Source organism: Streptomyces deccanensis (assembly GCF_022385335.1).
Classification (GTDB): Bacteria; Actinomycetota; Actinomycetes; order Streptomycetales; family Streptomycetaceae; genus Streptomyces; species Streptomyces deccanensis.
Genome location: NZ_CP092431.1, coordinates 5581031 through 5605887, shown reverse-complemented (window position 1 = coordinate 5605887; position 24857 = coordinate 5581031). Strand labels below are relative to the sequence as shown.

The 24857-nt window shown below is 69.0% G+C and carries 20 protein-coding genes and 2 pseudogenes; 8 read left to right on the top strand and 14 right to left on the bottom strand.

Features of this window, described 5'->3' with window-relative positions; genetic code table 11:
- Positions 1-410: 410 nt before the first annotated feature.
- Positions 411-3377 (bottom strand): annotated as a pseudogene (locus L3078_RS24995) (RHS repeat-associated core domain-containing protein); the annotation flags it as partial.
- A gap of 42 nt (positions 3378-3419) precedes the next feature.
- Here L3078_RS24995 and L3078_RS24990 point away from each other — a divergent pair.
- The 4 genes from L3078_RS24990 (at position 3420) to L3078_RS24975 (ending at position 6453) form a co-directional block, all read left to right on the top strand.
- Positions 3420-3998, top strand: a complete 579-nt coding sequence (locus L3078_RS24990; protein ID WP_239756189.1) for a uracil-DNA glycosylase — start codon at positions 3420-3422, stop codon at positions 3996-3998.
- Positions 3999-4192: 194 nt separating this feature from the next.
- On the top strand, positions 4193-4366 hold the full coding sequence (locus L3078_RS24985) for a hypothetical protein (protein WP_239756188.1): 174 nt from the start codon (positions 4193-4195) through the stop codon (positions 4364-4366).
- A gap of 219 nt (positions 4367-4585) precedes the next feature.
- Positions 4586-4981 (top strand): hypothetical protein, encoded by a 396-nt coding sequence (locus L3078_RS24980; RefSeq protein ID WP_239756187.1) that lies wholly within the window; start codon positions 4586-4588, stop codon positions 4979-4981.
- A gap of 491 nt (positions 4982-5472) precedes the next feature.
- Entirely contained in the window at positions 5473-6453 is a 981-nt protein-coding gene (locus L3078_RS24975) for a TerC family protein (RefSeq protein WP_239756186.1), read from the top strand.
- A gap of 358 nt (positions 6454-6811) precedes the next feature.
- Here L3078_RS24975 and L3078_RS24965 read toward each other — a convergent pair whose 3' ends face one another.
- The 4 genes and pseudogenes from L3078_RS24965 to L3078_RS24945 all read right to left on the bottom strand — a co-directional run bounded on the left by L3078_RS24965 (position 6812) and on the right by L3078_RS24945 (position 11084).
- On the bottom strand, positions 6812-7153 hold the full coding sequence (locus L3078_RS24965) for a DUF2180 family protein (RefSeq protein ID WP_239756184.1): 342 nt from the start codon (positions 7151-7153) through the stop codon (positions 6812-6814).
- A 399-nt stretch (positions 7154-7552) separates the two neighbouring features.
- Positions 7553-7726, bottom strand: a complete 174-nt coding sequence (locus L3078_RS24960) for a hypothetical protein (protein WP_239756183.1) — start codon at positions 7724-7726, stop codon at positions 7553-7555.
- Positions 7727-7787: 61 nt separating this feature from the next.
- The gene (locus L3078_RS24955) at positions 7788-8759 is read right to left on the bottom strand and encodes a DNA-directed RNA polymerase subunit alpha (protein WP_239756182.1); all 972 of its coding nucleotides are present in this window, start codon (positions 8757-8759) and stop codon (positions 7788-7790) included.
- Positions 8760-10493: 1734 nt separating this feature from the next.
- A pseudogene (locus tag L3078_RS24945) lies at positions 10494-11084 on the bottom strand (DM13 domain-containing protein).
- A gap of 224 nt (positions 11085-11308) precedes the next feature.
- Between L3078_RS24945 and L3078_RS24940 the strand changes: the two are divergent.
- Together L3078_RS24940 and L3078_RS24935 are read left to right on the top strand one after the other, a co-directional pair.
- Positions 11309-12541 carry an alpha/beta hydrolase gene (locus tag L3078_RS24940; protein WP_239756181.1) on the top strand — a complete coding sequence of 411 codons (1233 nt, stop codon included), beginning with the start codon at positions 11309-11311 and terminating at the stop codon, positions 12539-12541.
- 725 nt (positions 12542-13266) lie between these two features.
- The gene (locus tag L3078_RS24935) at positions 13267-13731 is read left to right on the top strand and encodes a hypothetical protein (RefSeq protein WP_239756180.1); all 465 of its coding nucleotides are present in this window, start codon (positions 13267-13269) and stop codon (positions 13729-13731) included.
- A 267-nt stretch (positions 13732-13998) separates the two neighbouring features.
- Here the strand turns inward: L3078_RS24935 and L3078_RS24930 are convergent, their stop codons facing one another.
- A complete protein-coding gene (locus tag L3078_RS24930; protein WP_239756179.1) occupies positions 13999-14190 on the bottom strand; it encodes a hypothetical protein in 192 nt (63 codons plus the stop codon).
- Positions 14191-14411: 221 nt separating this feature from the next.
- Here L3078_RS24930 and L3078_RS24925 point away from each other — a divergent pair, with 221 nt between their 5' ends.
- Positions 14412-14954, top strand: coding sequence for a hypothetical protein (locus L3078_RS24925; RefSeq protein ID WP_239756178.1), 543 nt, complete (start codon positions 14412-14414; stop codon positions 14952-14954).
- 314 nt (positions 14955-15268) lie between these two features.
- On the opposite strand, the gene L3078_RS24920 is transcribed toward L3078_RS24925, so the two are convergent.
- The 5 genes from L3078_RS24920 to L3078_RS24900 form a co-directional block, all read right to left on the bottom strand.
- Positions 15269-16507: an alpha/beta hydrolase gene (locus L3078_RS24920; RefSeq protein ID WP_239756177.1), complete on the bottom strand. Its 1239-nt coding sequence runs from the start codon at positions 16505-16507 to the stop codon at positions 15269-15271.
- A gap of 92 nt (positions 16508-16599) precedes the next feature.
- Positions 16600-18180, bottom strand: coding sequence for an AMP-binding protein (locus tag L3078_RS24915; RefSeq protein WP_239756176.1), 1581 nt, complete (start codon positions 18178-18180; stop codon positions 16600-16602).
- 781 nt (positions 18181-18961) lie between these two features.
- Positions 18962-19342, bottom strand: coding sequence for an ATP-binding protein (locus tag L3078_RS24910; RefSeq protein ID WP_239756175.1), 381 nt, complete (start codon positions 19340-19342; stop codon positions 18962-18964).
- A gap of 367 nt (positions 19343-19709) precedes the next feature.
- The gene (locus L3078_RS24905; protein ID WP_239756174.1) at positions 19710-20099 is read right to left on the bottom strand and encodes a hypothetical protein; all 390 of its coding nucleotides are present in this window, start codon (positions 20097-20099) and stop codon (positions 19710-19712) included.
- A 288-nt stretch (positions 20100-20387) separates the two neighbouring features.
- Complete coding sequence (locus L3078_RS24900; protein ID WP_239756173.1) at positions 20388-20954, bottom strand: rhodanese-like domain-containing protein; 567 nt, start codon at positions 20952-20954, stop codon at positions 20388-20390.
- Between the two features lie 78 nt (positions 20955-21032).
- Here L3078_RS24900 and L3078_RS24895 point away from each other — a divergent pair, with 78 nt between their 5' ends.
- On the top strand, positions 21033-21314 hold the full coding sequence (locus L3078_RS24895) for a metal-sensitive transcriptional regulator (RefSeq protein ID WP_192365928.1): 282 nt from the start codon (positions 21033-21035) through the stop codon (positions 21312-21314).
- Positions 21315-21355: 41 nt separating this feature from the next.
- Here the strand turns inward: L3078_RS24895 and L3078_RS24890 are convergent, their stop codons facing one another.
- Genes L3078_RS24890 through L3078_RS24880 form a run of 3 tightly spaced genes read right to left on the bottom strand, consistent with a single transcriptional unit; the run spans position 21356 to position 23878 of the window.
- Positions 21356-22105, bottom strand: coding sequence for a sulfite exporter TauE/SafE family protein (locus L3078_RS24890; protein WP_239756172.1), 750 nt, complete (start codon positions 22103-22105; stop codon positions 21356-21358).
- Complete coding sequence (locus L3078_RS24885) at positions 22102-22461, bottom strand: rhodanese-like domain-containing protein (RefSeq protein WP_239756171.1); 360 nt, start codon at positions 22459-22461, stop codon at positions 22102-22104. The genes L3078_RS24890 and L3078_RS24885 overlap by 4 nt, the downstream gene beginning before the upstream one ends.
- A 40-nt stretch (positions 22462-22501) precedes the next feature.
- Positions 22502-23878, bottom strand: coding sequence for a rhodanese-like domain-containing protein (locus L3078_RS24880; protein WP_239756170.1), 1377 nt, complete (start codon positions 23876-23878; stop codon positions 22502-22504).
- Positions 23879-24857 lie beyond the last annotated feature (979 nt).

Here is a 24857-nt window from a genome sequence, read left to right as displayed (position 1 = left end):
CTGCTCGCCCTTCGAGTTGTACGTACCGATCGCGTGCTCGTGATTGATCGTACCGCCGAACCCGCTGAAGAAGGACGCCCCGACGTCGCGCCCGTATCCGGCGAACTGACCGATGTCATCGGCGTTGCTGCGGAGCATGGAGACGTCACCGCTGAAGCCGAAACCGGCACCGCCGACACTGACGGACCTCGTCCATCCGAAGTCCACGGCTCCGTCTGGCTTCTTCGTCATCACGATGCAGGCAGAACCCTCCACACTGACGAAGAGTCCCCCACCCAAACTGGCACAGGCCCCGCGTGAGTTGTCCATTCCCATCGCACCGAACGCCGCGCCCATCAGCTTCTGCTTCAGGCCGCCCTGCGTCGAGTTGAACGAGTCGACCGCCCGCTGGAACCAGTTCTTGTTGGCTTCGGCCTTCGGCGCGGGGCCGGGGTTGGGCGGAGGTACGACCTTGAGCCAGCCCGTGGGCGGCGGTGTCGACGGCAGGGTGATGTTGCGGCGGCCCGGGATGCCGCCGAGGCCGGTGGGCTTCATGCCCTTCACCAGCGTGGGCCATCCTCCACAGCGGCAAGCCCGGACGGGACCCTCACCGCCGCCACTGCTGGTCTTCTTCTTGCCGCTGCTGACCGGGATGCCACCGCGGCACGTGATGCCGTACTTCTGCGGCTCTCTGCACTCGGGCACGCCGAGGCCGGACGGGTCGGCGAGCGTCGACGGGTTCTGGACGGCGTAGCTGTAGCCGTTGAGGGTCTGCCCCACACCGGTCTGCAGGAGCGGGTCGACGCTGATGAACTGGCCGAGTTCGGGGTCGTACTGGCGGGCGTCGACATGGGTGAGACCGGTGCCGGTGTCGGTGGTCTTGCCGAGGAACCCCTTGTCGTCGGGCCAAGCGGCTCCGGTGGTCTCGCCTCTTGGGGCACCGAAGGGGGTCGTGTAGCGGCGGGAGAACGCCTGATTCGTGGCGTCGATGGCCAGGGTGGCGGTGCCGTGCTGGTCGGTGACGAGGTAGCTGAGTTCGTCGGCACCGCTCTCGTTGGAGCGGACGGCGACGGTCAGGCTGCCCGAGCCGTAGTGGCGCTGGGCCCAGATGCTGCCGTCCGCTTTCAGGTGGAGTTCGGTGGCCCCCACGTACAGGACCCGCTCACCGCCCTCGGTGGCGCGGATCAGGAGTGTGCCGTCGACCCCGTACAGGTAGTCGGTCGTCTTGCCGCTCTCGGTGAGGGTCGCCAGCCTGCCCTCGTCGGACCAGTCGAGGTCCTGGGTTGCGGTGCCGTCCGGCCGGCTGGTGGTGTTGCCGGTGCTGTCGAACTCGTAGGACCGGTCCGGGGCGGTGCAGTCGGCCTTCGTGCTGGTGCCGGTCAGGGCGTGGGGCTGGTCCGCCTTTTCGTAGCAGTAGGTCGTGGTGGTGTCGCCGGTGGAGGTGTGTTCGGTCTCCTCGGTGCGCTGACCGGCGTCGTTGTAGCCGTAGCTGGTCCAGTACGCGGACCGGCCGCCCAGGCTGCTCGCGCTGCGGGCGTCGGAGCACTTCTGCGAGGCAGGTGTCCACGCCTCGGTCAGGCGCCGGTGCCCGTCGTGGGCGAAGCACTGGGTCTCGGCCGGTGCGGTACCGCCCAGTGTGCTGGTGTCGGCGATGGAGGTGACGTTGCCCGCCTGGTCATAGGTGTAGGCCAGGTTCTGCAGCTTGTACGGATGGGTCTGGTCCGTGACATGGCTGCCCAGGAGCCGCCCGGTCCCCTCCTCCCAGGTGTTGTTGACGTACGCCTTCTTGTGTTCCTCGGTGTTCGCGGTGCCGAGCACGAGCTGCCGGGCCTGGCCGAGGGCGGAGTAGTCGGCGTCGAGGAGGTAGCCGGTGCTGCCGCCGATGGAGCTGACCTGGCCGGTGCCGGTGTAGCCGTAGTCGACGATCTCGGAGGGCAGTCCGCCGAGCGCGGGCTCCTTGCTGTTCTGCAGCGTGCCGTCGATGTTGTAGTTGTTCTCGAATTCGAGGGTGGCCGGTGCGCCCGCCGCGACGAGCGGGTCGGAACCCGGCAGGGCCAGCTCGGTGACGGTGGGCCGGGACAGGCTGTCGTAGGCGGTGACCGTCCTCGTGTACGCCTTGCCCGTCTTGCCACCGACGTAGCGGGTACTCGCGTCCGGCAGGCCCTTGAGCAGGGAGTCGTAGGTGAGGGCGGTCAGTTGGTTCGCATCGGTCTTCGAGCCGGCCCAGGTGCCGGTGACACGGCCGATCGTGTCGTATCCGGAGACGACGGCGCGGCCGAAGGAATCGGTGGTCCTGGTGAGCCGGTCGAGACTGTCGTAATCCAGCTCCGTCAGACCCTTGTCCGGGTCGTCGGCGCTGGTCTTGCGGCCGAACAGGTCGTAGCTGTACGACCATGTGGCGCCGTCGGGGCCGGTGACCTGGGACTGCTGGTCGTCCAACGTGTACTGGAACTTGGTGGACTTGTACGAGGCGGTGCCCGAGCCGCCGCCGAACTGCGGGTCGGCCGGGCTGCTGCCCGCGTACTCGCGGGTCTCGACCGTTCGTTCGCGCGCGTCGACGATGGTGCGGCTCGCCGAGCCGCCCTGGACGGCGGTGGTGGCGATGGAGTCACCGGTGTGGCTGGTGGTGGTGGACCACTTCTTCACCCCGTATGAGTAGAGGGTGTTGGTCGTGATCCGTTCCGCGCCGTCGTAGACCGTCTCGATCTGCCTGGGTGCCTCGCCGTACTCCTCGCGCGTGTAGGTGCCCTTGGGAGTCGTGGTGCTGTCGAAGATGTCCTCGTACGTCTCGTAGGCCAGGCCCCGGGTGTCGTAGCGGGTGTCGGTGAGCACCTGGCCGCCGAGCTGGGTGGGGGTCTGGGTCTGCAGCGGGCGCATCATCGAGTCGTACAGCTCGTAGCCCGTGTTGTACGTCTCGCCGTCCTTCTTCAGCTTCGACGTGGACACCCAGGACGGTTCGCTGCTGCTGATCCGGTACTTGAAGGTGGTGTTCGCGCTGTAGCCGGCGGCTTGTTGCAGTTGGGTTCCCAGACAGCGGTCAGTCGGCCGAGGGCGTCGTAGGTGGTCTCGGTCTTCTTCAGGTTGGCGTCGTATGCCCGCAGGGGCTGGCCGTGCCGGTGGTCCAGGAAGCTGGTGACCTTGTGGGTCATGGGATTGGTGACGATCGTCTTCGTCAGCGGGCCCGCGGAGACCAGGGTGTAGGCGGTGTTGGTGGTCTCGCCGGCGGCATCGGTGACGCCGACGGGGCGGCCGAGGGTGTCGTACGTGGTGGCCTTGATCCTCTGCCAGCCCGAGGCTGCGCGCAGCCCATCCGTACTCGCCGTGGTTCCGTATCCCGTGGCGCGGCCGGTCCAGGTCACCGCCCCCTTGGTCGGGGCCTGGGTCGCGGACCATGCGGTGCCCGGCTGCTCGCCGTCAGGACGGAGCCCGCGGTACGCCCCTTGAACGACTGGGTGGAGAGACTGCGCGAGCGTCTCGGCGACGGCGAGTCCGTGCCGTGGTTCGACCCCGCTTCCGGCGGCACCGAGGCCCGGAGCCTCTTTCTCCTTCCGGGCCAGAAATCCATGGGAGCCGAAGCGACCCTGAGACGCACCGGCAGCGGAATCATCTCCGTCGACAACGACGACCCGACGGCGCAGAACTGCTGGACGCTGCGCACCGAGGCGGGTCTGCCGTACGAGGAGTCCCTGCACTGGAACATCGTGCCCTGGTATCTGGGCACCGCGGACCGCATCGCCGCCCCCGGACGGACGGAGATGCAACGCGCGGCACCCTTCCTGCACGAGGTGATCTCCATGCTGCCCAGGCTGGAGGTGGTCGTGCCGATGGGCCGCAAGGCGCAGGCCGGCTGGGCGGCTTACCAGGAGCGATACGCGCCGACGGTTCACACGCTGCCCACCTGGCACCCGAGCCCCCGGGTTTTCGCTTCTCGTCCTACGGCCCGCCAGGAGATCCTGGACGTTCTACGACGAGCGGCAGACCTGCTCGACGTCAACGGCCGACTCACCGACGGCGGCTGACGGCTGTCCTGCCCCGGTGCCGGCACAACGACTCCGAGGCGGACGGTGGTGGATGTCCTGTCACTGCCCGGATCTGCCTGCCGTCGGCGACAAGGTGCGCTCGACGGTCTACACGGGCCATCCGATTCCGAGGGGGGATTGTGCGGCGTAAGACAGCACTTCAGCAATGGGCGGAGAAGAATCCCAAACGAGCCATGGTGCTGTGGGCATCGGTGGTCACCATCGCCGTGCTCGGCTCCATCGGTTACGCCTCCGACGAAACGGGTTCCGACACGCCGACGGACCGCGAGGAGTGCGAGCAGGCATACAGCCAGGTCGGTGACGGAACCGTCGACTGGAGTGGCGTCTGCGCCTACGAGCACCCATGAACCGCTGCTCCACGGCACGGGTGCAGCGGCCCTCGCGCGACAGAGCCATGTGAGAAGCAGGAAACGTTCGCGTGCTCTGCCTCGCGCAGCCGCCAAGAGGTCCGGGAAGCCTGAGTGAGGAATTCGGCGTCTTGTGTGCGCCGCATGACCGAGGGCGCGCGGTGGGGTCGGTGCCGGGTTTACTGGAGGACTGGTCGACGGCCTGGAGGGAAGTACGGCATGAGGGGAAGCCGACGCGCGTTACGCCTGCTGGAAGCAGTGTGCGCGGTCATCGCGGTGCTCTACGCGACGCTCTTGGTGGTGGCCACCAACCACGACGCCTTGCTGATCACCTACAAGAACGGCGACCTCACCCCGACGATCGCGGTCTTCACTGCGGCGAGCGCCGGTTGGTGGGGGCTACGCCTGGTGCGCTCCCCGCGACGTCTGCCCGCACTGCTCGTCGGCGGTGCGTGCGCCGTCGGTCTGGTGGCCGTGCTGTGGTCGACAAGCCACCCCACAGTGGATGAAAAGCATGTCACGCCCGTTCCGAGCACCGGAGGCTCGACGTCGCAGCCCTCTGCCGACACTCCGGGCACGGCTCCCCTCCCAGCATCGCCGACCGCTGGGCCGTGACCATCTCACCCTGAAGCCCGCGACCGCCACACCAGTGGCCGAGGGCTTCGCCATGACGATCGTGACGACCTCGGGCTCGTCCCGCACAGCCTTGTCGGCACCCGCACACCGTTGTCGCGCCAAGATGTGTCCGCATCTCCGCGGAAGGCTTGCACGGCGTCGCGGCGAGGGCTGGACACCGTAGCCGACGGTCGGCGAGGTTTCCCGGCAGAGGTCCAAGGCGCGGGGCAGGCGCGGCGCGCGGGTCGCTGCTACCCGCCGACTGAAGTCGAACGGCACGCCGGACAGGACTCGACGAGACAGAGCGGGCCACCGTCGGGCAGGGCGGGCGGCGATGACCGGGCGGACGCCCCTGAGCGACGGACCGGATCCGGGAGCGGCCCTCCCGGCCCGCCGAGGCAGTCGCGCGGGCCAGGCCGAAGCGACAAACACCCTCATGTGACCCACACTCGAAAGTGGTCTTCCGGTTGATCGCGCAGAGGGGCGGATCCGTGCATGACGTGCCGTTCTGGCTGTGGATCGCGTTCGCCGTCACCGTACTGGTGTCGTTGGCGGTCGACCTGCTGGCGCACCGGGAGGCGCACGTCATCGGCTTCCGTGAGGCCACCGCGTGGAGCGGGGTCTGGGTGGGCCTGGCGATCCTGTTCGGCGCCGTCGTCTTCCTCGTGGTCGGCACGACCGCCGGTGTCGAGTACACGACCGCTTGGCTGCTGGAGAAGAGCCTGTCGGTCGACAACCTCTTCGTCTTCGCGCTGATCTTCGGCTACTTCAAAGTGCCGCGCGCCTACCAGCACCGAGTGCTGTTCCTCGGAGTTCTCGGCGCGCTGGTCTTCCGGGGGATCTTTCTCGCGGCCGGTGTCGCTGTGGTCAGCCGCTTCACCGTCGTCCTGTTCGTGTTCGCCGCCGTCCTCTTCTACAGCACGTACAAGATCCTCAGAGAGGAGGAGGACAGCTTCGACCCCGGCCGAAGCCTCGCCGTCCGTCTCCTGCGCAAGGTCGTCCCCGTCCGGGACGACTACGCGGGCAACCGGTTCTTCGTCAGGGAAGCAGGACGACGCGTAGCCACCCCGCTGCTCGCCGTCGTCGCAGCGATCGAGGCGGCCGACCTCGTCTTCGCCGTCGACAGCGTCCCCGCCGTGCTGGCAGTCAGCAGCGACGTCTTCATCGTCTACACCAGCAACGCCTTCGCCATCCTCGGTCTGCGCGCCCTCTACTTCATGCTCGCCGGTCTACTCGACCGGTTCCACTACCTCAGCAAGGGACTCGCGCTCATCCTCGCGTTCATCGGCGTCAAGCTGGTCCTCCAGGCATCCCACGAGACGATCAGCACCGCCGTCCCCGAGGTCCCCTCCTTGCTCAGTCTGGCCGTGATCGCCACTGTCCTGGCCACTTCCGTGGCGCTCAGTGTGCTGCGGCCTCCATCAACACCCTCCGCGAAGCCTGAACACCAAGAAAATCCCAAAGAGAACTAAATGTGCCGTAAAATATGACCATGGGAAGCGAAAGGCAGCCTGAATCCACGCCGGCACCCGGACCGCCGAAGCGGCTCTGCCCCGCGTGCGAACATCCCGTGCACTCCGAGGTGAAGCGACACAAGACCATGGGCATCTACGTCCCCGTATGGGCGGAGGGCCCTTGTCGCAACCCGCTCTGCGAGCGATACGTACGCCCGCCGGCCGGAACGGCGCACCGCGCCACCGACGACACCGGCCCCTGAGCGGCTCCTGGAGCCCGGGTTCGACCGCGCCTATTGATCCGCGCAGCAGAGCGCGCCGAACCGCCGCCGCAGCGGGTACGCGGACGGTTCGCGCCGTGATGTGCGACCGGGTGTCAGCTCTCCGACGCGGAGGGCGGGCTCTCCGCGCCGTAACAGATACCGCACACGAGCCTGCGCGCCGAGGGCTCATGGGTGGCCTTCCCCACGCCGACCAACTGCCGGATCTCCCTGTGCTCCGCGCGCACATGCTCCCTGCACAGGGCGGCACCGCAGGAAGCGCACACCGCCACCGCGGTCGTCGCCTGATCGTCAGCGAGGCAGTCGTAGCACTGCATGATCACTCCCTGGTTCTGCCGTCCCTCCCCGTCGAGGAACGGGTCCCCCACCGAACTGTCGGTGAACCCGCCGATCGGCCCCCTGGCTTCAGTCGAGCGGCCTTCTCCTGCCGCGCTCACGGATTCCTCATCAGCCGCCGACCGCTCTCACGCCGTCGCCGGGTCGTGACGCTCACGTCACGCGCTCTCCGCGGTCGGTGCACTGGTCCGCCGGACGCCGGAGGTGCGCCGCCCGGAGAACCAGAGCGGTGGTGCATTCCGGCGCGATGCAGGGGAAACCGTCGGGTCCTGGCACCGTCACCGAGCGGCCGTCCGGTGCCTGTCGTGCCGCTTCCTCGATCCAGCCGGGCGCGCGGGCCGACTGCCGGGTGGAGTGTTCCGGCGACCGGCAGCCGGACGACCAGCAGCTCGGCCCCGGCCACCGGCGGACACGGCAGAAGCTGGGCGTGCCGTTCGGACACCGGCCGCAGTTCCCGGGCCGAAGCGAGCACCGGCAGGGCGGAAGGAACGAGGGAACGCTCAACGGCGCCGCCCGCAGCGGCCCTGCGGCAGCGGGCGGCCTGGCAGGCGCTCGCGCGGCCAGGGCCGGAACGCCACCGCGGTCACCGCCGGCCAGACCGCGTCGGGGCACTGGTGGAGGATGCCGGATCCGGGCTCGCCGATCACCACGGTGGCAGAGCGGTGCCGCTGCATCCTTCCTCCGGGCGGGCAACCATCTCTGCTCTCCGTCATCGCCGCATGTGAGACAAAGCCATCAAGTTGACACACCCGCGCTTCCGTAGGCGGCGTGAGGTTCGGCTTCGGGGCTGCCTTTGAGGGCCAGGCCCAGGCCGGCCACCTTCGCCTTGACCTCGTCGATGGACTTCGCACCGAAGTTGCGAATGTCGTGGAGGTCGGCCTCGGACAGGGCGACGAGCTCTTCCACGAGGTGGATGCCCTCACGCTTGAGGCAGTTGTACGACCGAACGGTGAGCTCCAGCTCCTCGATCGGCAGCGCCAGGGCGGCGTCCGTGGGGGACGGGCCCATATCGATGCCCTCGGCGTCGATGTTCAGCTCGCGGGCCAGACCGAACAGCTCGACCAGCGTCTTGCCGGCCGACGCCATGGCGTCACGCGGACGCATCGCCTGCTTGGTCTCGACGTCGACGATCAGCTTGTCGAAGTCGGTGCGCTGCTCGACACGCGTGGCCTCGACCTTGTACGTGACCTTCAGCACCGGCGAGTAGATGGAGTCGACCGGGATACGGCCGATCTCCTGACCGACCTGCTTGTTCTGCACGGCGGAGACGTAACCGCGGCCACGCTCGACCGTCAGCTCCATCTCCAGCTTGCCCTTGCCGTTGAGCGTGGCCAGGACCAGGTCGGGGTTGTGCACCTCGACGCTGCCCCGCAGGGCGATGTCGGCGGCGGTGACCAGACCCGGACCCTGCTTGCGCAGGTACATCACGACCGGCTCGTCGTCCTCCGAGGAGAAGACCACCTGCTTGATGTTGAGGATCAGGTCGGTGACGTCCTCCCTGACGCCGGGCACGGTGGTGAACTCATGCAGAACGCCGTCGATGCGGATGGACGTGACCGCCGCACCCGGGACGGACGACAAGAGGGTACGGCGGAGGGAATTGCCGAGGGCGTGACCGAAGCCCGGTTCCAGCGGCTCGATCACGAACCGGGAGCGGAACTCCTCGACGACCTCTTCGGTCAACGAGGGACGCTGGGCAATCAGCATGAGGTGAAGTCTCCGGCTATTTGGTGCCCACTGGCGGGCGTCATGGACATCAAAGCGTCGAAAATCTCTGGGTCTCCCTGAGGATCATCGAGACCCCCGGTAGAAGCGCGACCCGCGTCACACGCGCGACCCGAGCCGAGGTCGGATGCGGGGCACCGTCCGGACACTCACGCCGAGAGAAGCGAAGATCCCGCCGCCGTTGTCGGCGAGTAGACGGCCGGCAGCCGGCCCAGCTCCTTCGGAGAGGGAGGTGGAAAGCGGAATTTCGAGAGGGAGGGTCTGGCGGGGGCTTGGAGTCGATGCTCGATCCCGCCACCCATTCAGGGACTGGCGAAACGTGTGCATGGTCGGCCCCCTTTGGCTCCCGGCACCCCTACTCCCTCTCGCGTCAAGCAGCTTTGCATGATGCAAAATAGCATGGCGGCGTCAAGCGCCACCTGGGCGCGCAGATGCGGCGGGAGCCCTGTGAACGCTGCGGTGCAGGTCCGGTCGGGCCGGGGCGCATGGGAAAGGCGGCAGCCCGTCCAGCGAGCTGTTCCGGAAGGCGCGTGACGTGGAGGGCAATGATCGGCGCCGTCGGCGTCCGTCTCCCGCGGGGCCATCGCGCTCCCCAGGACGACGGCGGTCAGCGGCTCGACCCGTCTGCGGGACGGTGACGAGGAGCTGCTGCCGTCGGCGGGCGAGGACACCAAGCACCGCGCCGGCCAGTTCACGACCGGGTGACCGCGGCTCCGGCCGAGGACGCGAGGCGGGCCGAGCACTCCAGCAGTTGGGCGTGCACGAGCGCCTGCGGGAGGTTCCCGCACAGCTGGGGCGCTGGGTGACGTCGCACTCCTCGGCGAACAGACCGGCCGGGCCGCACGCCGAGCACGTCCTCTCGAACCAGCGCACCGCCCTGGCCTCCTGGCCCTCCACCTGGGTGGCCAAGGCCACCGACGGACAGACGTCCGCTGCGGGAGGAGCGTCCCGCCCGCAGGCAGTCGACGGACCGTTCGCGTTGATCTCGACCAGCGCATCGAGCTTCCCTCGCGAGCCGACCGGATGGCCCCCGGTTTCCGCCCCGAAGTGAGTCACACGATCGAACAGGGGCGGCCGATCCACGCGCCGCCGCGACGTTGAGTGATCATTTGATCGCACTCGCCCATGGGCCTTCCCGCAGGGCTCGGTCGCATGGGTACCGATCATCCACCGATCGCCAGACCGGCACTTGGTGGAAGTCTGAGGCTTCTCTGAGGAGAGTTACTGACTTCGGCTCGTCAGGGTGACGTTGGTTCGTCGAGGGCCAGGCCGGTGCCCGATATGAAGCGCACATCGCCACCGCGGTCGTCGCGTGATCGCCAACGAGGCAGTCGTAGCACTGGGTGATCACTCCCCGACGACTCCGCCGTCCACCTCTCGGGACACGGGTCCCCCACCGACCGATCGGTGAACCCGCCGATCGGACCCCTTGCGACAGGCGACCGGCCTCCCTCTCGCCACGAGCACCGCCTTCTCCCTCTCGGGCCAGTACCGTGGACTCCTGGCGGGTCGCCAAGCGGCCGTCCGGCACCTGCAGGCCGCCTGTTCGATATCACCGGGCGGACAGCTCCCTCCCCACCACCATGCCGAAGCCGCCATGGATGAGGTGACCGGCGTCGACGTGCCGACCACGACGTGTCCGATCCGTCAGATGCAGTCGCGCACGGTGGAGGCCAGCTCACGGTACATGGCACTCATCGCCTCCGACGCGGTCCGTCATGCCCGGGCGAGCTCCGCGGCGCCGAACGAGACGTCGAACCGGTCGCACCAGATGCTGACGCTGCTGAACCGGGCCGGGTCGACATCCGCAGGCAGTGGGTAGTTCTGACTGCCCTTGTTGCCCTTCAGCCTGCCGAGGCTGACGTACTCGCCGTCGTCGAAGACGTGCCACCCCGCACGGCCCTCCTTCACCGGCGCGTCGGTAAGCCAGACACAGAGGTCGGGCCCGTTGCTGGTGTCGAGGTTCTCCAGCCGTACGACGGGAGAGCCGTCGGCGAGCCGCACGAGTTTCACCGTGCCGGAAGTGGTGTGTTCATGGCTGATCAGCTCACCACTGGCCAACGTCTACGGCCCGGCGGGCGTCGGCGCGAAGGGCGTCGGTGAATCGGTCGGCGAGGTCGCTTCACGCCGATCCTCCTCAGGCGCCGCAGAGGGTTCCACGGCACCCGGCAGAGCCTCTGTCACCGTCTGGTCCTGCCACAGCTTCCACGGCTGGAACCAGTACGACCCCAAGCCGACGGCCGCAACCGCCACCACCAAGACCCCGACCACCCACGGCCTGACCAGCACGGCCCGTACGCGCCCCATCGCGTTCCTCTTTCGGAGAGTCTCTCGCCCACCACCACCCCAATCAACGCAAGGGTCGACCGTCTCGGACCCTTGAGCAGATGGCAGAACGCTTACGGCTCGCGTCTGCCAGGGTGTCCCCGATCCGACCTCCTGCCGACGCGACGCATGCCACCGCCGCCACGACGACACCTCCGGGTTTCGCTCATGTGTACGCCGGCACAGGGGAGTTGTACGCTGCAAAGGTGCAGGGGGACAAGCATCGCTTCGGGGAATACGAGCTGGACACGGCTCGGCACCAGCTCCACCGAGCCGGTGCAGCGGTCCACGTCGAGCCTCGGGTCCTGGATCTGCTGTGCCACCTCGTCGTCCACAGGGACCGTGTGGTCCCGAAGACCGAACTGCTGGACGAGGTGTGGGGTGACCGCTTCGTCAGCGAGGCCGCCCTCACCACGGCGCTACGGACCGCTCGGCTGGCTGTGGAGGACACAGGCAGCCGACAACAGGTGATCCGCACCGTGCACCGGCGTGGTTACCAGTTCGTGGCCGCGACGACGGTCGTCGGCGGCGGCCCGTTCAGCGGCTCCGGCCAGGGGGTCGATGAACGGTCGGCACCGGTCGGCAAACCGAGCGGCGCCGACCGTCAGACCATCCGGTTCTGCCGGTCCGGTGACGGCACACGCATCGCCTATGCCGCTGTCGGCTCGGGTCCGCCCCTGCTCAAGGCAGCCAACTGGATGTCCCATCTCGACCTGGAGTGGACGACTCCGGTGTGGTCGCACTGGCTGCGCGGGCTCGCCCGGGACCGTCGGCTGATCCGCTACGACGAGCGCGGGTGTGGCCTCTCCGACTGGGTGGTGCCCAGCTTCACGTTCGAGGACTGGGTCGACGACCTGGAGACCGTGGTCGAGGCCGCAGGGCTCGACAGGTTCCCTCTGCTCGGGGTGTCGCAGGGCGGTGCGGTGGCGGTCGCGTATGCCGTACGCCATCCTGAGCGGGTCAGCCGGCTGGTCCTCGCCGGGGCCTACGCGCGAGGACGACGGGTCCGGGCCCGAAGCGAGACCGAGGGGGCCGAGGCGGCCCTCGACCTGGATGTGGCCCGGGTGGGATGGATCCACCAGGACCCCAGGTTCCTGCGGGTCTTCGCCTCCCAGTTCCTGCCCGAGGGCACACCCGAGGACTGGGACGAGTTCACCGCTTTCCAGCGGAAGACGACCTCGCCCGCCAACGGGGTCCGTTTCCTTGAGGAGTTCGCCAGGATCGACGTGTCGGACATCGCCCACAGGGTGGCCTGTCCGACGCTGATCCTGCACTCCCGCGACGACGAGCGGGTGCCGGCCTCCCAGGCCAATGAGTTGGCCTCGCTCATTTCCGACAGTCGGCTGGTCCTGCTCAAGAGCCGCAACCACCTGCTCAATGGGTTCGAACCGGCCTGGGACGAGTTCCTGTCGCACATCGACGCCTTCCTGGCCGAGTGAGCGGCGTGGCCTGAGCACCCGGCAGCCGGGTAGCCGCCGGGCCCCGGGCACGCCACCGCGCTTGCGGGCCGATAGGCCGACGGGCGTCCGCCAGGACCCGGACGCCAGTGACCGCGTCACCAGAGACTCCGGGCCTACGCAGTCGGTCTGGTGCGCCCGGGGCGCAGAAGTCAGCCACCGCGATCTTCCCTGGTGATGATGGCACCGAGTCTCCCCGCGCCGTGCCCGGGCTGCCGGGAGTCACTCAACCTGAGCCTTCCGGGCAGGCCCCCGCCGACCTGCGGACGGGCTCGGCGCCAAGCGGCGACCCGCCCGTGTAGCAGGTGCCGTGAGCTGTGACGGGCTGGGCGATGGCGGGGGTGAGTGATCAACCCGCACCGTGGACAGATGGGGCGATCTCCGGTTGTCTGCTCGCCGGTGTTCGGTGTCGCTGCCGGCACCGCGCACAGGGGACGTCCCCCGTGCCTCACCCACCCCGTTCGCGTTTAGTCCGCCGGCCTTGGTGCTCACGCGCGCCTCATCAACCCGGCTCGCCGACTCAGGGAAACGCCCTCAGCCCGTCCTCAGACATGCCCTCAGACGAGCCTCAGACCTCCACCAAGCCTTGGCCCGTCGGCAGACCGGATGCTTGAGCGGTGCCGGGCCGAAGAGCGGTCGTGAGGACATCTCCCCCAGCCCGGCACTCACCTCAGACACGGGGCACATACGAGAGAGAAGGACAGAAGATGCGACTCGACACCACCAGGACGTCCGGCAAGGCCCGGGGTCGACGGGGGCTGGCGCTGCTGATCGCGACGGGTGCCGGGCTGGGCTCCCTGCTGCTGGGAACGGTTCCCGCGCACGCCAACGCCACCACCAAGCACGTTGCCGCGGACGGCATGTCGGTCCAGTTCAAGACGAGCGACAGCAGCAAGAACGTGCGGGGCGACGTCACGTTCACCGTGAACGCGGACGGCAACTGGGAGATCGACGCCGACGCGACCAACCCGCGGCCCGCGGGACGCAACGTCCACTGGGTCTGTGACCTGTCGTGGGACGCGGCGGACGTCAGGCACTCGACCGGCACGAAGTGGGTGCCCCGCAAGTCGACCCGCACCCTGACCGCGCAGGCGTACGACCCCTTCGTCCAGGCGGACTTCGCCACCATCGCCGCCCGCGGGACGGCCGACTGCGACATCGTCATCGGCTAGTCGCACACCGTTCGCACAGGCCGGCCCGACAAGCACACCGGCGTCCGTGAAGTCGTCCGCGACTTCACGGACGCCATGTCAGAAACGCCATGGGGAAACCCACGTAACCCGTGACGAGCGCGCTCACCATGGTTGCGGCGATCGCAGTGATCAGTTCGCCGTCTGTGGATGCGGAGGGCCGGCCGCCCGCGAGGAGTCGCAGGTGTGCCGCCGACCGAGACACGGCTGCGGGTCCGGCGGGTGGTGGTCTCCGGGAGAAACGGAGCTCTACAAGCGAGTAGCCGCGAAGCCGACGAGGATGATGGCGGTCGCGACGATGCCGATCAGGCCGGCCCAGCCTCCCACCAGCGCGCATACCGCCAGGACGGCGAAGGCGGCGAGCATGATCACGGCGAAGGACCATGCGGACCGACCGCGGTCGTCACCGTTCGTGGGGCTTGGCTTCTTCGTCGAGGTCACCGTGGACACGGTAGCCAGCGCGGTCGGCACGACCCTTCGCAGGGTGCCGCAGTGAAGGGTGGCGCTTTGCGGAGCGGCGTGGTGCGGGGCCCTCAAGGCCGACGACAGAGGTGTGGGCGGCTCTGCTGTCGACAGGAAGTCCCGAGCTCGCAGAGAGCTACACGCCAGCTAGCCGTAGCGGTACGAGAACAGGGCTGGGACTGTCAGTTGCCCCTGCCACGATGCCTGTCATGAGCCCGATACCAGAGCTGACGCAGAGAACCCTGACCGTACGCGGTTTCCGCGGCTTCGTGCCGTTCCGTGAGCTGCCCAGCAGCAACGTTCCTACCGGGCACGGAATCTACGTGGTGATCCGCACGCACACCTCACCCCCGTCGTTTCTACCCGTGAGCCCTGCCGGACATCTCAAAGGCCGCGACCCATCCGTGACCGCTGACAAGCTCGGCGATGCCTGGGTGGACGGAGCGACGGTCGTGTACATCGGCAAGGCCGCAGGCCAGGACGGACTGAATCAGAGGCTTGCCGACTATCGCCGCCACGGCACCGGCCTGCTGGCCGGCCACTGGGGCGGACGCTACATCTGGCAGCTGGCCGACTCGGACGCACTGCTCGTCGCCTGGCGGCCGATGACCGAGGGCGACGCGGGTGAGGCCGAGCAGGATCTGATCGACGAGTTCAAAGAGCTCCACGGAGGAGCTCTGCCTTTCGCCAACCTCCGGAACAACGCGCGAAGGACTCCGGAGGCGGACACCAACATCGGCTGAGTCCGGTCACCCTGTACCGCCCAGGAGCCACGCGTCGATGCCGACCGCAACTCCTGGGCGTTCAGGAAGACGAGCGCGCCCCCACATCGAGCCGCACTGCTGGTCCATCAAGATCACCTCGTGGCGGCTTCGGGGGACCTTGGCCGACATACCCGAGAGCATCGAGCGCTTGCCCCGGATGGCGACGGCCTGAACGACCGCCACGCTTACCGGAGTGCGGACCGACATCCGCAGTCAGTCGCCGAAACAGCCGATACAACCGTGCACCACGCCCTGCGGGGCCTCCCGTCGTCGTGGGCGTCCCATGAACCGGACTACTCGGAGAGAAAGTTGTGGAGATGGGTGAGGAAGGTCGGCCAGGCCGGGTCGTCCGCGGTGAACAGGTGGTTGCGGCTGTCGAGCAGGACCAGTCGACTGTCGGGGATGAGCGTGGCCAGTTCCAGGGCCTGTGCGACGGGAACGCGAGGGTCGTCACGTGAGTGGATGATCAGCGTCGGGCAGGTCACATCGTGAGCGATACCGGAGACGTCGATGCGGGTGAACTCCTCCAGGAAGCGCAAGCCGTTGGCGACCGAGGTCGTCTGCCGCTGGTAGGCGGCGAACGCGTCCCACTCCGCAGGAGTGGCGTCGGCGAGGAACTGGGAGGCGAAGTAGCGCACGAAGCTGCTGCTGTCCTGCGAACGCCACCCGGCGCGGGCGATGTCGAGGTCGACCTCGGCGGCGTCGCGCTCGGCGGCACTGCCCGCACGGATCTGCTGTCCCCGGGCATAGGCGGAGGTGAGGATCAGGTGGCTGACCCGCTCGGGGCGAAGCGCGGCGTAGGCGACCGCCACCGCGCCACCCTGGGACACCCCGAGCAGGGGGAAGCGGTCGAGGCCCACGGCATCGGCCACTGCGTCGAGGTCGTCGACCAGGTCGTCAAGCGTGAAGCCGCCCATGTCCCATGAGGAGAGGCCACAGCCCCGCTCGTCGTAGCGGACGAGCTGCCGGCCGCGGGTGAGACCGTCGAACCAGTGCGCCCACATCGGGTTGGTCCGGTCGAGGTCGAGGTGGGTCAGCCAGTTGGCGGTCTTCACCAGGGGTGGTCCCTCGCCGGTGAGAGCGTAGGCGATGCGGGTGCCGTCGGCGGACCGGCAGAACCGAATGACCTCGTGGTCCGCCTCCACCACCGCCGGGATGCCGGGGGCCGAGGACGTGGCGGCAAGAGTGGCGGCCGGAGTGGCGGAAGCCACCGTCGTCCGCGCGACGAACCGATGGCCGTGCGGGAGCATTGTGCGGATCAACTGTTGTCGTGTGTCGCTGTCACCGATCGCGAGACGGGCCGAGCGCAGCGATGCCGCGAGTGCGGCCGCGCTGACCTCGATGGCCTTCTCTCCGCGCCCCATCCTGTCGCGCAGCTCTTCTTCCGGCACGACGCGGCCACGGTGCTCGACCAAGTAGCACAGGAGTTCCAGGACTTGGGGCTCGACATCGACCCGTCGTCCGTCATGGCTGAGTCGACGGCGGCCCGCGTCCAGCGCGTACTGTCCGAATCGGTACACCGCGCTGTCCACACGAAAACTCTACAACGTGCTTTCGTCTACTGGGAGTTGGGTGCCCGCCGCGGTTCCTCCCTGAGCGCCGGGCCCGCGAGCAAGGACACCGCTCAGGAGCGTGCCTGCTCCCGCTCCCTCAGTCGATGTCGGAGGATCTTCCCGGAGGCCGCCTTCGGTATGGCCTCGATGAACTCGACCCGGCGGATCCTCTTGTACGGGGCGACCTGGTCCTCGACGTGGGCCTTCACCTCGGCGGCGGATATCGGCACCCCGGTCATGGGCACCACGAACGCCTTGGGTATCTCGCCCGCCTCCTTGTCCCCGACTCCGATCACGGCCGCGTCGGCGATACCGGGATGCCGCACCAGGATGGCTTCGAGCTCGGCCGGCGCCACCTGGTAGCCCTTGTACTTGATGAGTTCCTTGACCCGGTCGACGATGAACCAGTTTCCGTCCTCGTCGACCCGGCCGATGTCACCGGTGTGCAGCCAGCCGTCGGCGTCGACCGTCGCCTCTGTGTCCTCCGGTCGCCCGAAGTAGCCCTTCATGACCTGTGGTCCACGGATCCACACCTCGCCCGGTTCACCCTCAGCCACGTCCTGACCGGTGTCGGGATCCACCAGGCGTGCCTGCGTCGACGGAAGCAGCTGGCCCACGCACGCGACCGGCTCGTCCCGGTCGCCGTCGGCGTGGATGTGCGAGGCGGGGGACAGCTCGGTCATGCCGTACGCCTGCCCGACCTCCACACCCAGCCGGTCGGCCACGGCCGCCTGCAGTCCGGCGTCGAGCGGCGCCGCCGCGCAGATGACGCGCCGCAGATGCGACAGGTCCAGTCCGGCGACCGCGGGGTGTTTGGCGAGCGCCAGCATCACCGGCGGAGCGACGTAGGCGTGGGTGATGCGGTCGCGCTCCATGCTGGTCAGGAACGCGTCGAGTTCGAACCGCGCGTGCACGTACACGGTCGCGCCACGACGCAGCGCGTTGTTGACCAGCGCGGTCAGCCCGAAGATGTGGAAGAAAGGCAGGATCGCGATGACCCGATCGTTCTCGTCGACCCGATGCAGGGCACTCAGTTGTTCGAGATTGGTGCAGAGGTTGCGGTGGGTCAGCATCACGCCCTTCGGCACGCCTGTGGTGCCACTCGAATAGGGCAGCACGGCGATGTCCACGGCCGGATCGGTCGAGAAGGCCGGTACGGCGCCGTCGTTCAGCAACCCGAGTACCGACCGATGACCGTCCGCACTGTCACAGACCAGGATCTCGATGTCCCGGCCCGTCTGCCGCCGGACCAGCTCAACCGCGGTCCGCGCCGTCTCGACCAGCGCGGACACACTCACCATCAAGCGCGCTTCGGCGTCGATCAGCTGCTTGGCGATCTCGCCGGGCGTGGCCTGCGGCGACAGTGTGGTCACCGTCCCGCCCGCCGTGGTGGTGGCGTAGAGAACCACGGGAAACAGGACCGTGTTGGGCGAGTGCAGCGCGACCACATCCCCCTTGCCGATGCCCTCAGCGGCAAGGCCCGCCGCGAGCCCACGGACCAGCGTGACCAGTTCGGCGTACGTCACCGTCTGTTCACTGGACGCGTCCACCATGGCCGGCCGGGTTCCGCGCCGCGAGGCATCACCGAGCACCCACTCGTGGACGGGACGATCGACGGCGGCGACATCCGGGTATGTGCTCCTGAAGATCATGACGGCTCCCTGTCTCGGTACCTCGGTTTGCTGGACTGGTGGGTACAGCCGTTGGCACTGAGCGGAGCGACGACGGATCAGCGAGAGAGCTGCGCTCAGTCCGATCTCCCCGCCCCTCCTGGACGGGGAGATCACCTGACCGTGCCTCTGCCGACCCGTGTCGCTCCAACTCGGTCCCGGGGCTGGGCGGACCGGGACCGCTCGATCGTCACGCCCACCTCCGCATCGCGGCTTGGTGGAACTCTGAGGCTTCTCTGAGGAGAACCCGAGGGCGGACTCAACGCCCCACGGTCATGGAGGTACACATCGGTCACCTCACCCACAGGCCCTCCAGGTGGGACGAGTCGCACTTCGGTGTGAAGGTCTGTGTCCACTCGGTCCGGGCTCCCGGAGTCTCGCGCGCCCCGGCCTGGTGTCTAGTCGGTGGAGGCTGACCTGATGCACAGCCTTGGCAGCGGGAGACGACAGTGACGAGGCGTACGTGGTCGACCTGTGCGACCGGATCCTCGGTGAGACGTCACCGACCCAGCACCGTCTCACCGACTGTTGGGGCCCCGGCGCAAGCGGGCGGCGAGTCAAAGTGCCGGTCGACACGTACCCGGCCCGGACGCCGACATCGCCTACGGACAGCCGCGTCGCCGTATGACGAGCCTGGACGACCGAGAAGGATGCGCGCTCCCTCGCCCTTTCTCGTCCGTCAAGGCAACCGAGCGCGTTACGGTAAGGCACCTAAGGTGCGGAAGCCGGCGATCGCCGGCTGCGTCCCGCCCGAGCTGGCCCTCTATCGGGAGAAGGGCAGCCTCGCGGCTACTGTCTTACCGCTCCGATGGTTGATGACCTGCACATCTATCGCGAGGCTCCGCACCAGGGGCCAGCCGAACCCGCCCGGCTGCGTCGGATCCGCCGGGCAGGGCTGCGGCGGTACGCTGCTGGCGTCCTCCACCAGGACCTCGACCGTCCCCTGACCGGCTCGCAGAGCGAACCCGGTCATTCCACTGGCGTGCCGCACCGCGTTGGTGACCAGCTCGGACACCACCTGCAGCACGGACTCCGTCTCAGCATCGTCGCCGTCCGGCGCGAGGGCCAGAAGGAAGCCGCGCGTGACATCCCGCGCTCGCTGCGCCAGCTGAGGACCGACTCCGGTCAGAGACGCGTACTCCATGTCTTGTTCGGATGATCGCACCATCGCGGCCTCCGCCGCCGTCGACAAGCAGCACCACCCGGCTTCCCCGGACCGACTGATCCGTCCCAGAGCGTAGGGTCCGTCACCCAAACGGGTCTGCCGCCGCCCGACCGACCGAGGCTGACCACCCTGTAGGTGACCTTCTCGGCGCCCCTACCGCGAGGACGCATCAGCCACCTCATCGGCGAGCCGGACGCGGCAAGTCAAGCCGTGACCGAGGAGCCCTTGCCGACCGGGGTGTCCGAAGCCAGCGCCGACGTCGTCGACCCGGGGCACGTGCCGGGGACGACGCCGGTATCGACCGCCTGTTGGAGCAACTCGTCCGCATCGCGACCCCGTACGCGTTCTATGGGCTGCGCGGGCAGCTCGCCAGGGGGCCGGCGTCCCCGTAGAGGGCGGCGTGCAGGGTTGCGGCCAGTTCACGGGCCCGCTCTTCGCTGTCCACGCCGTGCAGGACGAAGTAGACAGGGCCCGCGTGGGCGTCCGAGCGGACCTCCCCCGCCTGGACCAGGCGCGTGATAGCGCTGCGAGCGGCGTCGTTCACGGTGTCGCCGACGGCATACCCCGGACCTGCGGTCAGCGTGTCCGCCTTCACGGTCCACCACTGGCCCTGGTTCTCGATGGCCACGAACACGGCATGCTCCGCTTTGGCCTGCCGGTACGCGGCAGTGAAGCCGCCGGCGCCGGTGACATCGGGAATCAGGTGTGCGGGGCACGGGATCGGCAGCGGTTCCATGAGGGCATCGTGCCAGGCCCGCAGGCCGGCGGCCCTCTTCCAGGACCGCGAGGAACACGACGGGGGCGAAGCGTGCGTTGGTCCGTCGCCTCGCCTCAGAGCGGGACCGTGCAGTCCGTGGGCCCGCCTCCCGTCCTGTGTCAGGCCCACGTCGACTCCCCGAGGCCGCACGAAGCACACGAAGCTCCCGCCAGGAGGATCACCGCGAACACCGGGACGGCCGTCCGCCGGCCTCCACCGAAGGCTCGACGTGGCACTGCGGGCCGGTCACCCCGGGGCCTGGTGGTGTCAGCCGGTCAGGGCGGCGAGGGTGGCGTCCAGGTCGGCGGATTTGGGCTGGTTGTGGGGGAGTTTCGCGAGGATCTTGGCCATGCCGCAGGTGTTGGTGAGGGCGGAGAAGACCAGGCCGCCGGCGACGCCCGCGGACAGCCGGCGGGCCGCGCTCCAGCGCTGTCCGGCAAGGAGTCCGGTCAGGACGAGGGATCCGGCTGCGAGGCGGACCTGGCGGTCCATGGCCCAGGGGGTGCGGGTGCCGGCGGGGCGGTGGGTGTCGTGGCCGAGCTGGGTCCAGGCGGTGGTGCCGCCACTGAGGGTGGCGGCGCTGATGCCCTGATCGGCCAGGCGCTGGCCGGCGGTGGCGGAGCGGGCGCCGGAGGCACAGACGACGAGGAGGTCGCCGCGGTCGGCGACGGCCTTCAGGGCGGGCAGGGCGGCATCGAGGTGGTCGAGGGGGATGTTGTGGGCGCCGGGCAGGTGGCCGGAGGCGTATTCACCGGGCGTGCGGACGTCGATGACCGTCAGCTCGTGCAGGCGGGCGTTGGCCTGGTCGGCGGTGAGGGCGGTGCTGGATGCCACGGGGGATTTTCCTTTGCTCGGTTGGGGTTACCCCCTTCGATAAGATACCCATAGGGGTATCTCGAAGGAGTGTGGGTTGTGGAACTGGCGATGGCGGCTGAGGAACTGAAGACAGTGGTCAACCGGCTGCGCCGGGCGCAGGGCCAGATCGCCGGCGTGATCAAGATGATCGAGGAGGGGCGGGACTGCGAGGACGTGGTCACGCAGTTGGCTGCTGCTTCCCGGGCGTTGGACAAGGCCGGTTTCGCGATCATCGCCACGGGGTTGCAGCACTGCCTGACGGATGGGGACATGGCCGCTTCCGGTGACCGGGAGCAGATGCGGGCCCGGCTGGAGAAGCTGTTCCTTTCACTGGCCTGAAGCCGTGGTGCCCGCCGGTATCGGATCGTCCGCCTGGTGTGTCACGTGAGAACGTCGATGAGCATGAAGGCGGCCACAGCCAGCAGCACGAGGGCGAAGATACGTTGCAGCAGGGTGCCGGTGACCTTGGCGGCCAGGCGTTTGCCGTCCCAGGCGCCGAGGATCGCGGCCCCGGTGAAGGGACCGATGACCGCCCAGTCGATGCCGGCGGTGGTGGCGCCGCGGGTGGCCAGGGAGGCCATGGAGTTCGCCGAGATGACCAGCAGGCTGGTGCCGACGGCGGCCTGCATCTCGAAGGCCAGCACGGTGACCAGGGCGGGGACGGCAAGGAAGCCTCCGCCGACCCCGAGCAGCCCGGTCAGCGCCCCCAGTCCCGCGCCGGTGCCAGCGGCCTTCGCCGGTTGCACCACAGGCGTCTGACCGGTGCCCGTCTCGCTGGGCCGCAGCATTTTCACGGCGGCGAGGGCGGCGATGGCTGCGAATGCGGCGGTCAGTACGGGCTGTGGCAGGCGGGCTGCGGCGGCTCCTGTTGCGGCGGCGGGCAGGAGCCCGGCGGCGGCGAACAGGGCGCCGGCTTTCCAGCGGACGTCGCCTGTGCGTGCGTGGGCGTACAGGGCGGTGAGGGAGGTGGCGGTGACGATGATCAGGCCGGCGGTGGTGGCGGCGGCCGGGGTGAAGCCGAGGAGGTAGATCAGCGCGGGCACCGCCAGCACACTGCCGCCCCCACCGAGCGCGCCGAGCGCGAGTCCGACCAGGGCTCCTGCGAGCAGGGCCAGGATCAGCGCGCTCACGCTATGACACCGCCGCCGCCCCGGCCGGTGACCGGCAGGCCCTCGCGCGCCCAGGCGGTCATGCCGCCGGTGACGTCGCCGGCCTCGATGCCGCGACCGGCCAGGAGCTTGGCGGCCTGCTGGGAGCGGTGACCGGAGCGGCAGATCGCCACCACCGGCTTGCTCCGCGCGGATGCCGGGAGCGATGCCCCGGCCATCAGGCGGGACAGCGGCAGGTGCAGCGCGTCGGGATCGTGCCCGGCTGTCCATTCCGGTGTCTCGCGGACGTCCAGCAGCACGGCTTGGCCGTCGCTGCTGCGCCGGTGGGCCTGGGTCGGGGTGAGGCGGCCGGGGCCGCGGCGAAAGAGCGAGAACATCGACTGATCCTTTTCGTGCAGGTGGTGCGGGCAGGGCGTGTCAGCCGGTGGCGTCGGGGCGGGTGAGGGTCAGCCCGGCCTCGGTGGCGGCGTCGAAACCGTCGTCGACGGCGACCACGTCACGGCCGGCGGCATCGAGCAGGGAGGCGGCGATCGCCGCGCGCATCCCGCCGGCGCAGTGCACCCACACCACCCCGTCCGGCACCTCGCCGATACGGCCGTGCAACTCGTGGATCGGGATGTGGACCGAACCGTCGATGTGCCCGCCCGCGCGCTCTGCGTCACGGCGCACGTCCAGCACGACCACGTCGTTGCCGCGCTCGCGCACCTGGGCGAGGTCGGCGAAACGGGCGCGAGGAAAGGAGGCGAGCCGCTCGCCGGGGCGGACCCAGTCGGCGGGATCGCCGGTGGCGGCGGCGGCCGGGCGGTCGATACCCACCCGCGCCAGCTCCCGCTGGGCGTCGGTGATCTGCTCCGGAGTGTCGGCGAGCAGGGTGACGGGCTTGCCCCACGGGATCAGCCAGGCCAGGTAGGTGGCGAGCTTGCCCTCGCCCTCGAAGTTGAACGACCCAGCCACGTGCCCCTCGGCGAAGGCCATACGGCTGCGCAGGTCCACCACCCACTCGCCCGCAGCCAGCCGGGACGCGATCTCCGCGGCCTCCGCACGCTTCGCAGGGGTGAGGTCGACCGGCGCGGGCCCCGCGGCGTTGGCCGGCCCCATGTGCGCGTAGTACGCGGGCACGTCCTCCAGCCCGGCGAGCAGCTGCGCGACGAAGGTGTCCACGTCCAGGCTCAGCGCCTCGTTGGTAGCGCGTTCCTTGCCCATCGTGGTCGCGTCCCCCTCGGCCTGCGAGGAGGAGCAGAAGCTGCCGAACCCGTGGGTGGGCAGCACCGGCACCTCGTCGTCCAGCTCGTCGGCCAGCCGATGCGCGGAGGCGTGCTGGGCTCGGGCCAACTGCTCAGTCAGCCTCGGTTCGACCAGATCCGGGCGGCCCACGGTGCCGATCAGCAGCGATCCGCCGGTGAACACCGCCACGTCACGCCCGTCCGCTGCAAGAGCGTAGGAGGTGTGGTGCGGGGTGTGACCGGGCGTGGCGATCGCCCGCAGAACCAGGCCCTCATCCACCGTCACCGTGTCGCCGTCGGCAACCGCGGTGCGGGCGAAGGACACCTGCGCCCCGGCAGGCACCAGGTACTCGGCTCCGGTGACCCGGACCAGCTCCAGGCCGCCGGTGACGTAGTCGTTGTGCACGTGCGTCTCGGCGACGTACGCGATGCGCACGCCGCGCCGGGCCGCCGCGGCGATGACCTGATCGATGTCGCGCGGCGGATCGATGACCACTGCGGCACTGGGTCCGCCGGCCAGGTAGCTGCGGTTGCCCAGGCCCTCGAATTCCAGGGTGTCGACAAAGAACACGACTACGACTCCTCTCCAGAGGTGTACCCCGGGGGGTATCTGATACTCACCATAACAGCTATACCCCTGGGGGTATTCCAGGCGGAACTACCCCGCCCCGACGTCACCTCCCTCGGTCGGGCAATCCCTGTTCGCTTACAGCTACGGCCAACGGGCGTGTAGGGCCGTGTGACCGCCGCAGTCGTCGAGTCCCCCTCGCCGGGCGCCTCGATCAAGCTGCACGAGTGTTTTCGAGTGAGGTAGAAGGGCACGGACACGGCAGGGCTGGGAGCAGGAGGACCTGATCGAGGTCGTAACGCTGCTCGAAGGCGCCATGAATCGGGTGGGAACGAGTCCGGGACGACCAGGCTCGGCTTCACGCTGCCGCTGAAATCCCTTTCGCGATGAAGGAACGGCGACAGAACCCCGTTTCCGGGCTCGGCCAAGGAAGTGCCGACCTCGCAGTGGAGTACGTAGAGCAGCAGGTGAAGGTATCTGCGGCATGGGCGGACTACGACCGGCAGAGCAAAGCGATCCAGCGGCACCGGGGACGAGATCCGGGTGTCCGGTTCCGGACGAACACCGAAAGGGACCAGGACCGGCTGACAGCGTGGCTGGCGGCCGAACCATGTCCGGTGTAGCTGTCGCGGGATCGTCTCGCGGCGGCGGTGGCCCGGTGCCGCAGCCGGGGCAGGTACGTCGGCTGGCGGTCAAGGAGTCTGAGAAGTGGTTCTGTCGTAGCACGACGGTCTGGCTCAGCCACCTCACCCGCTCCTGGCTGAAGGACCTGATCGCAGACGATGGCACCCAGCACAGCTCGGACAGCGCTGGCGCGGTGGCCAGGGGTCAGGCGGTCACACTTCGCCGAGTCGAAGACGGATCCCGGCGCCCCTGGCCCGGACCGCCTGTTGGCCGAGGTGAACAAGCAGAAGCGGGTGCGTCGGAGAAGCTGGTCCACGCCTGGCGGGGCTCGTGGGTCAAAGGATTACCCGGCGGACCT

Excerpts from the sequence above, each read along its gene's own strand:
- L3078_RS24985 (WP_239756188.1), top strand. The coding sequence starts at position 4,193 with ATGGTGCTGTGGGCATCGGTGGTCACCATCGCCGTGCTCGGCTCCATC.
- L3078_RS24980 (WP_239756187.1), top strand. The coding sequence starts at position 4,586 with ATGAGGGGAAGCCGACGCGCGTTACGCCTGCTGGAAGCAGTGTGCGCG.
- L3078_RS24960 (WP_239756183.1), bottom strand. The coding sequence starts at position 7,726 with ATGCAGCGGCACCGCTCTGCCACCGTGGTGATCGGCGAGCCCGGATCC.
- L3078_RS24955 (WP_239756182.1), bottom strand. The coding sequence starts at position 8,759 with ATGCTGATTGCCCAGCGTCCCTCGTTGACCGAAGAGGTCGTCGAGGAG.
- L3078_RS24935 (WP_239756180.1), top strand. The coding sequence starts at position 13,267 with ATGCGACTCGACACCACCAGGACGTCCGGCAAGGCCCGGGGTCGACGG.
- L3078_RS24925 (WP_239756178.1), top strand. The coding sequence starts at position 14,412 with ATGCCTGTCATGAGCCCGATACCAGAGCTGACGCAGAGAACCCTGACC.
- L3078_RS24915 (WP_239756176.1), bottom strand. The coding sequence starts at position 18,180 with ATGATCTTCAGGAGCACATACCCGGATGTCGCCGCCGTCGATCGTCCC.
- L3078_RS24910 (WP_239756175.1), bottom strand. The coding sequence starts at position 19,342 with ATGGAGTACGCGTCTCTGACCGGAGTCGGTCCTCAGCTGGCGCAGCGA.
- L3078_RS24905 (WP_239756174.1), bottom strand. The coding sequence starts at position 20,099 with ATGGAACCGCTGCCGATCCCGTGCCCCGCACACCTGATTCCCGATGTC.
- L3078_RS24885 (WP_239756171.1), bottom strand. The coding sequence starts at position 22,461 with ATGTTCTCGCTCTTTCGCCGCGGCCCCGGCCGCCTCACCCCGACCCAG.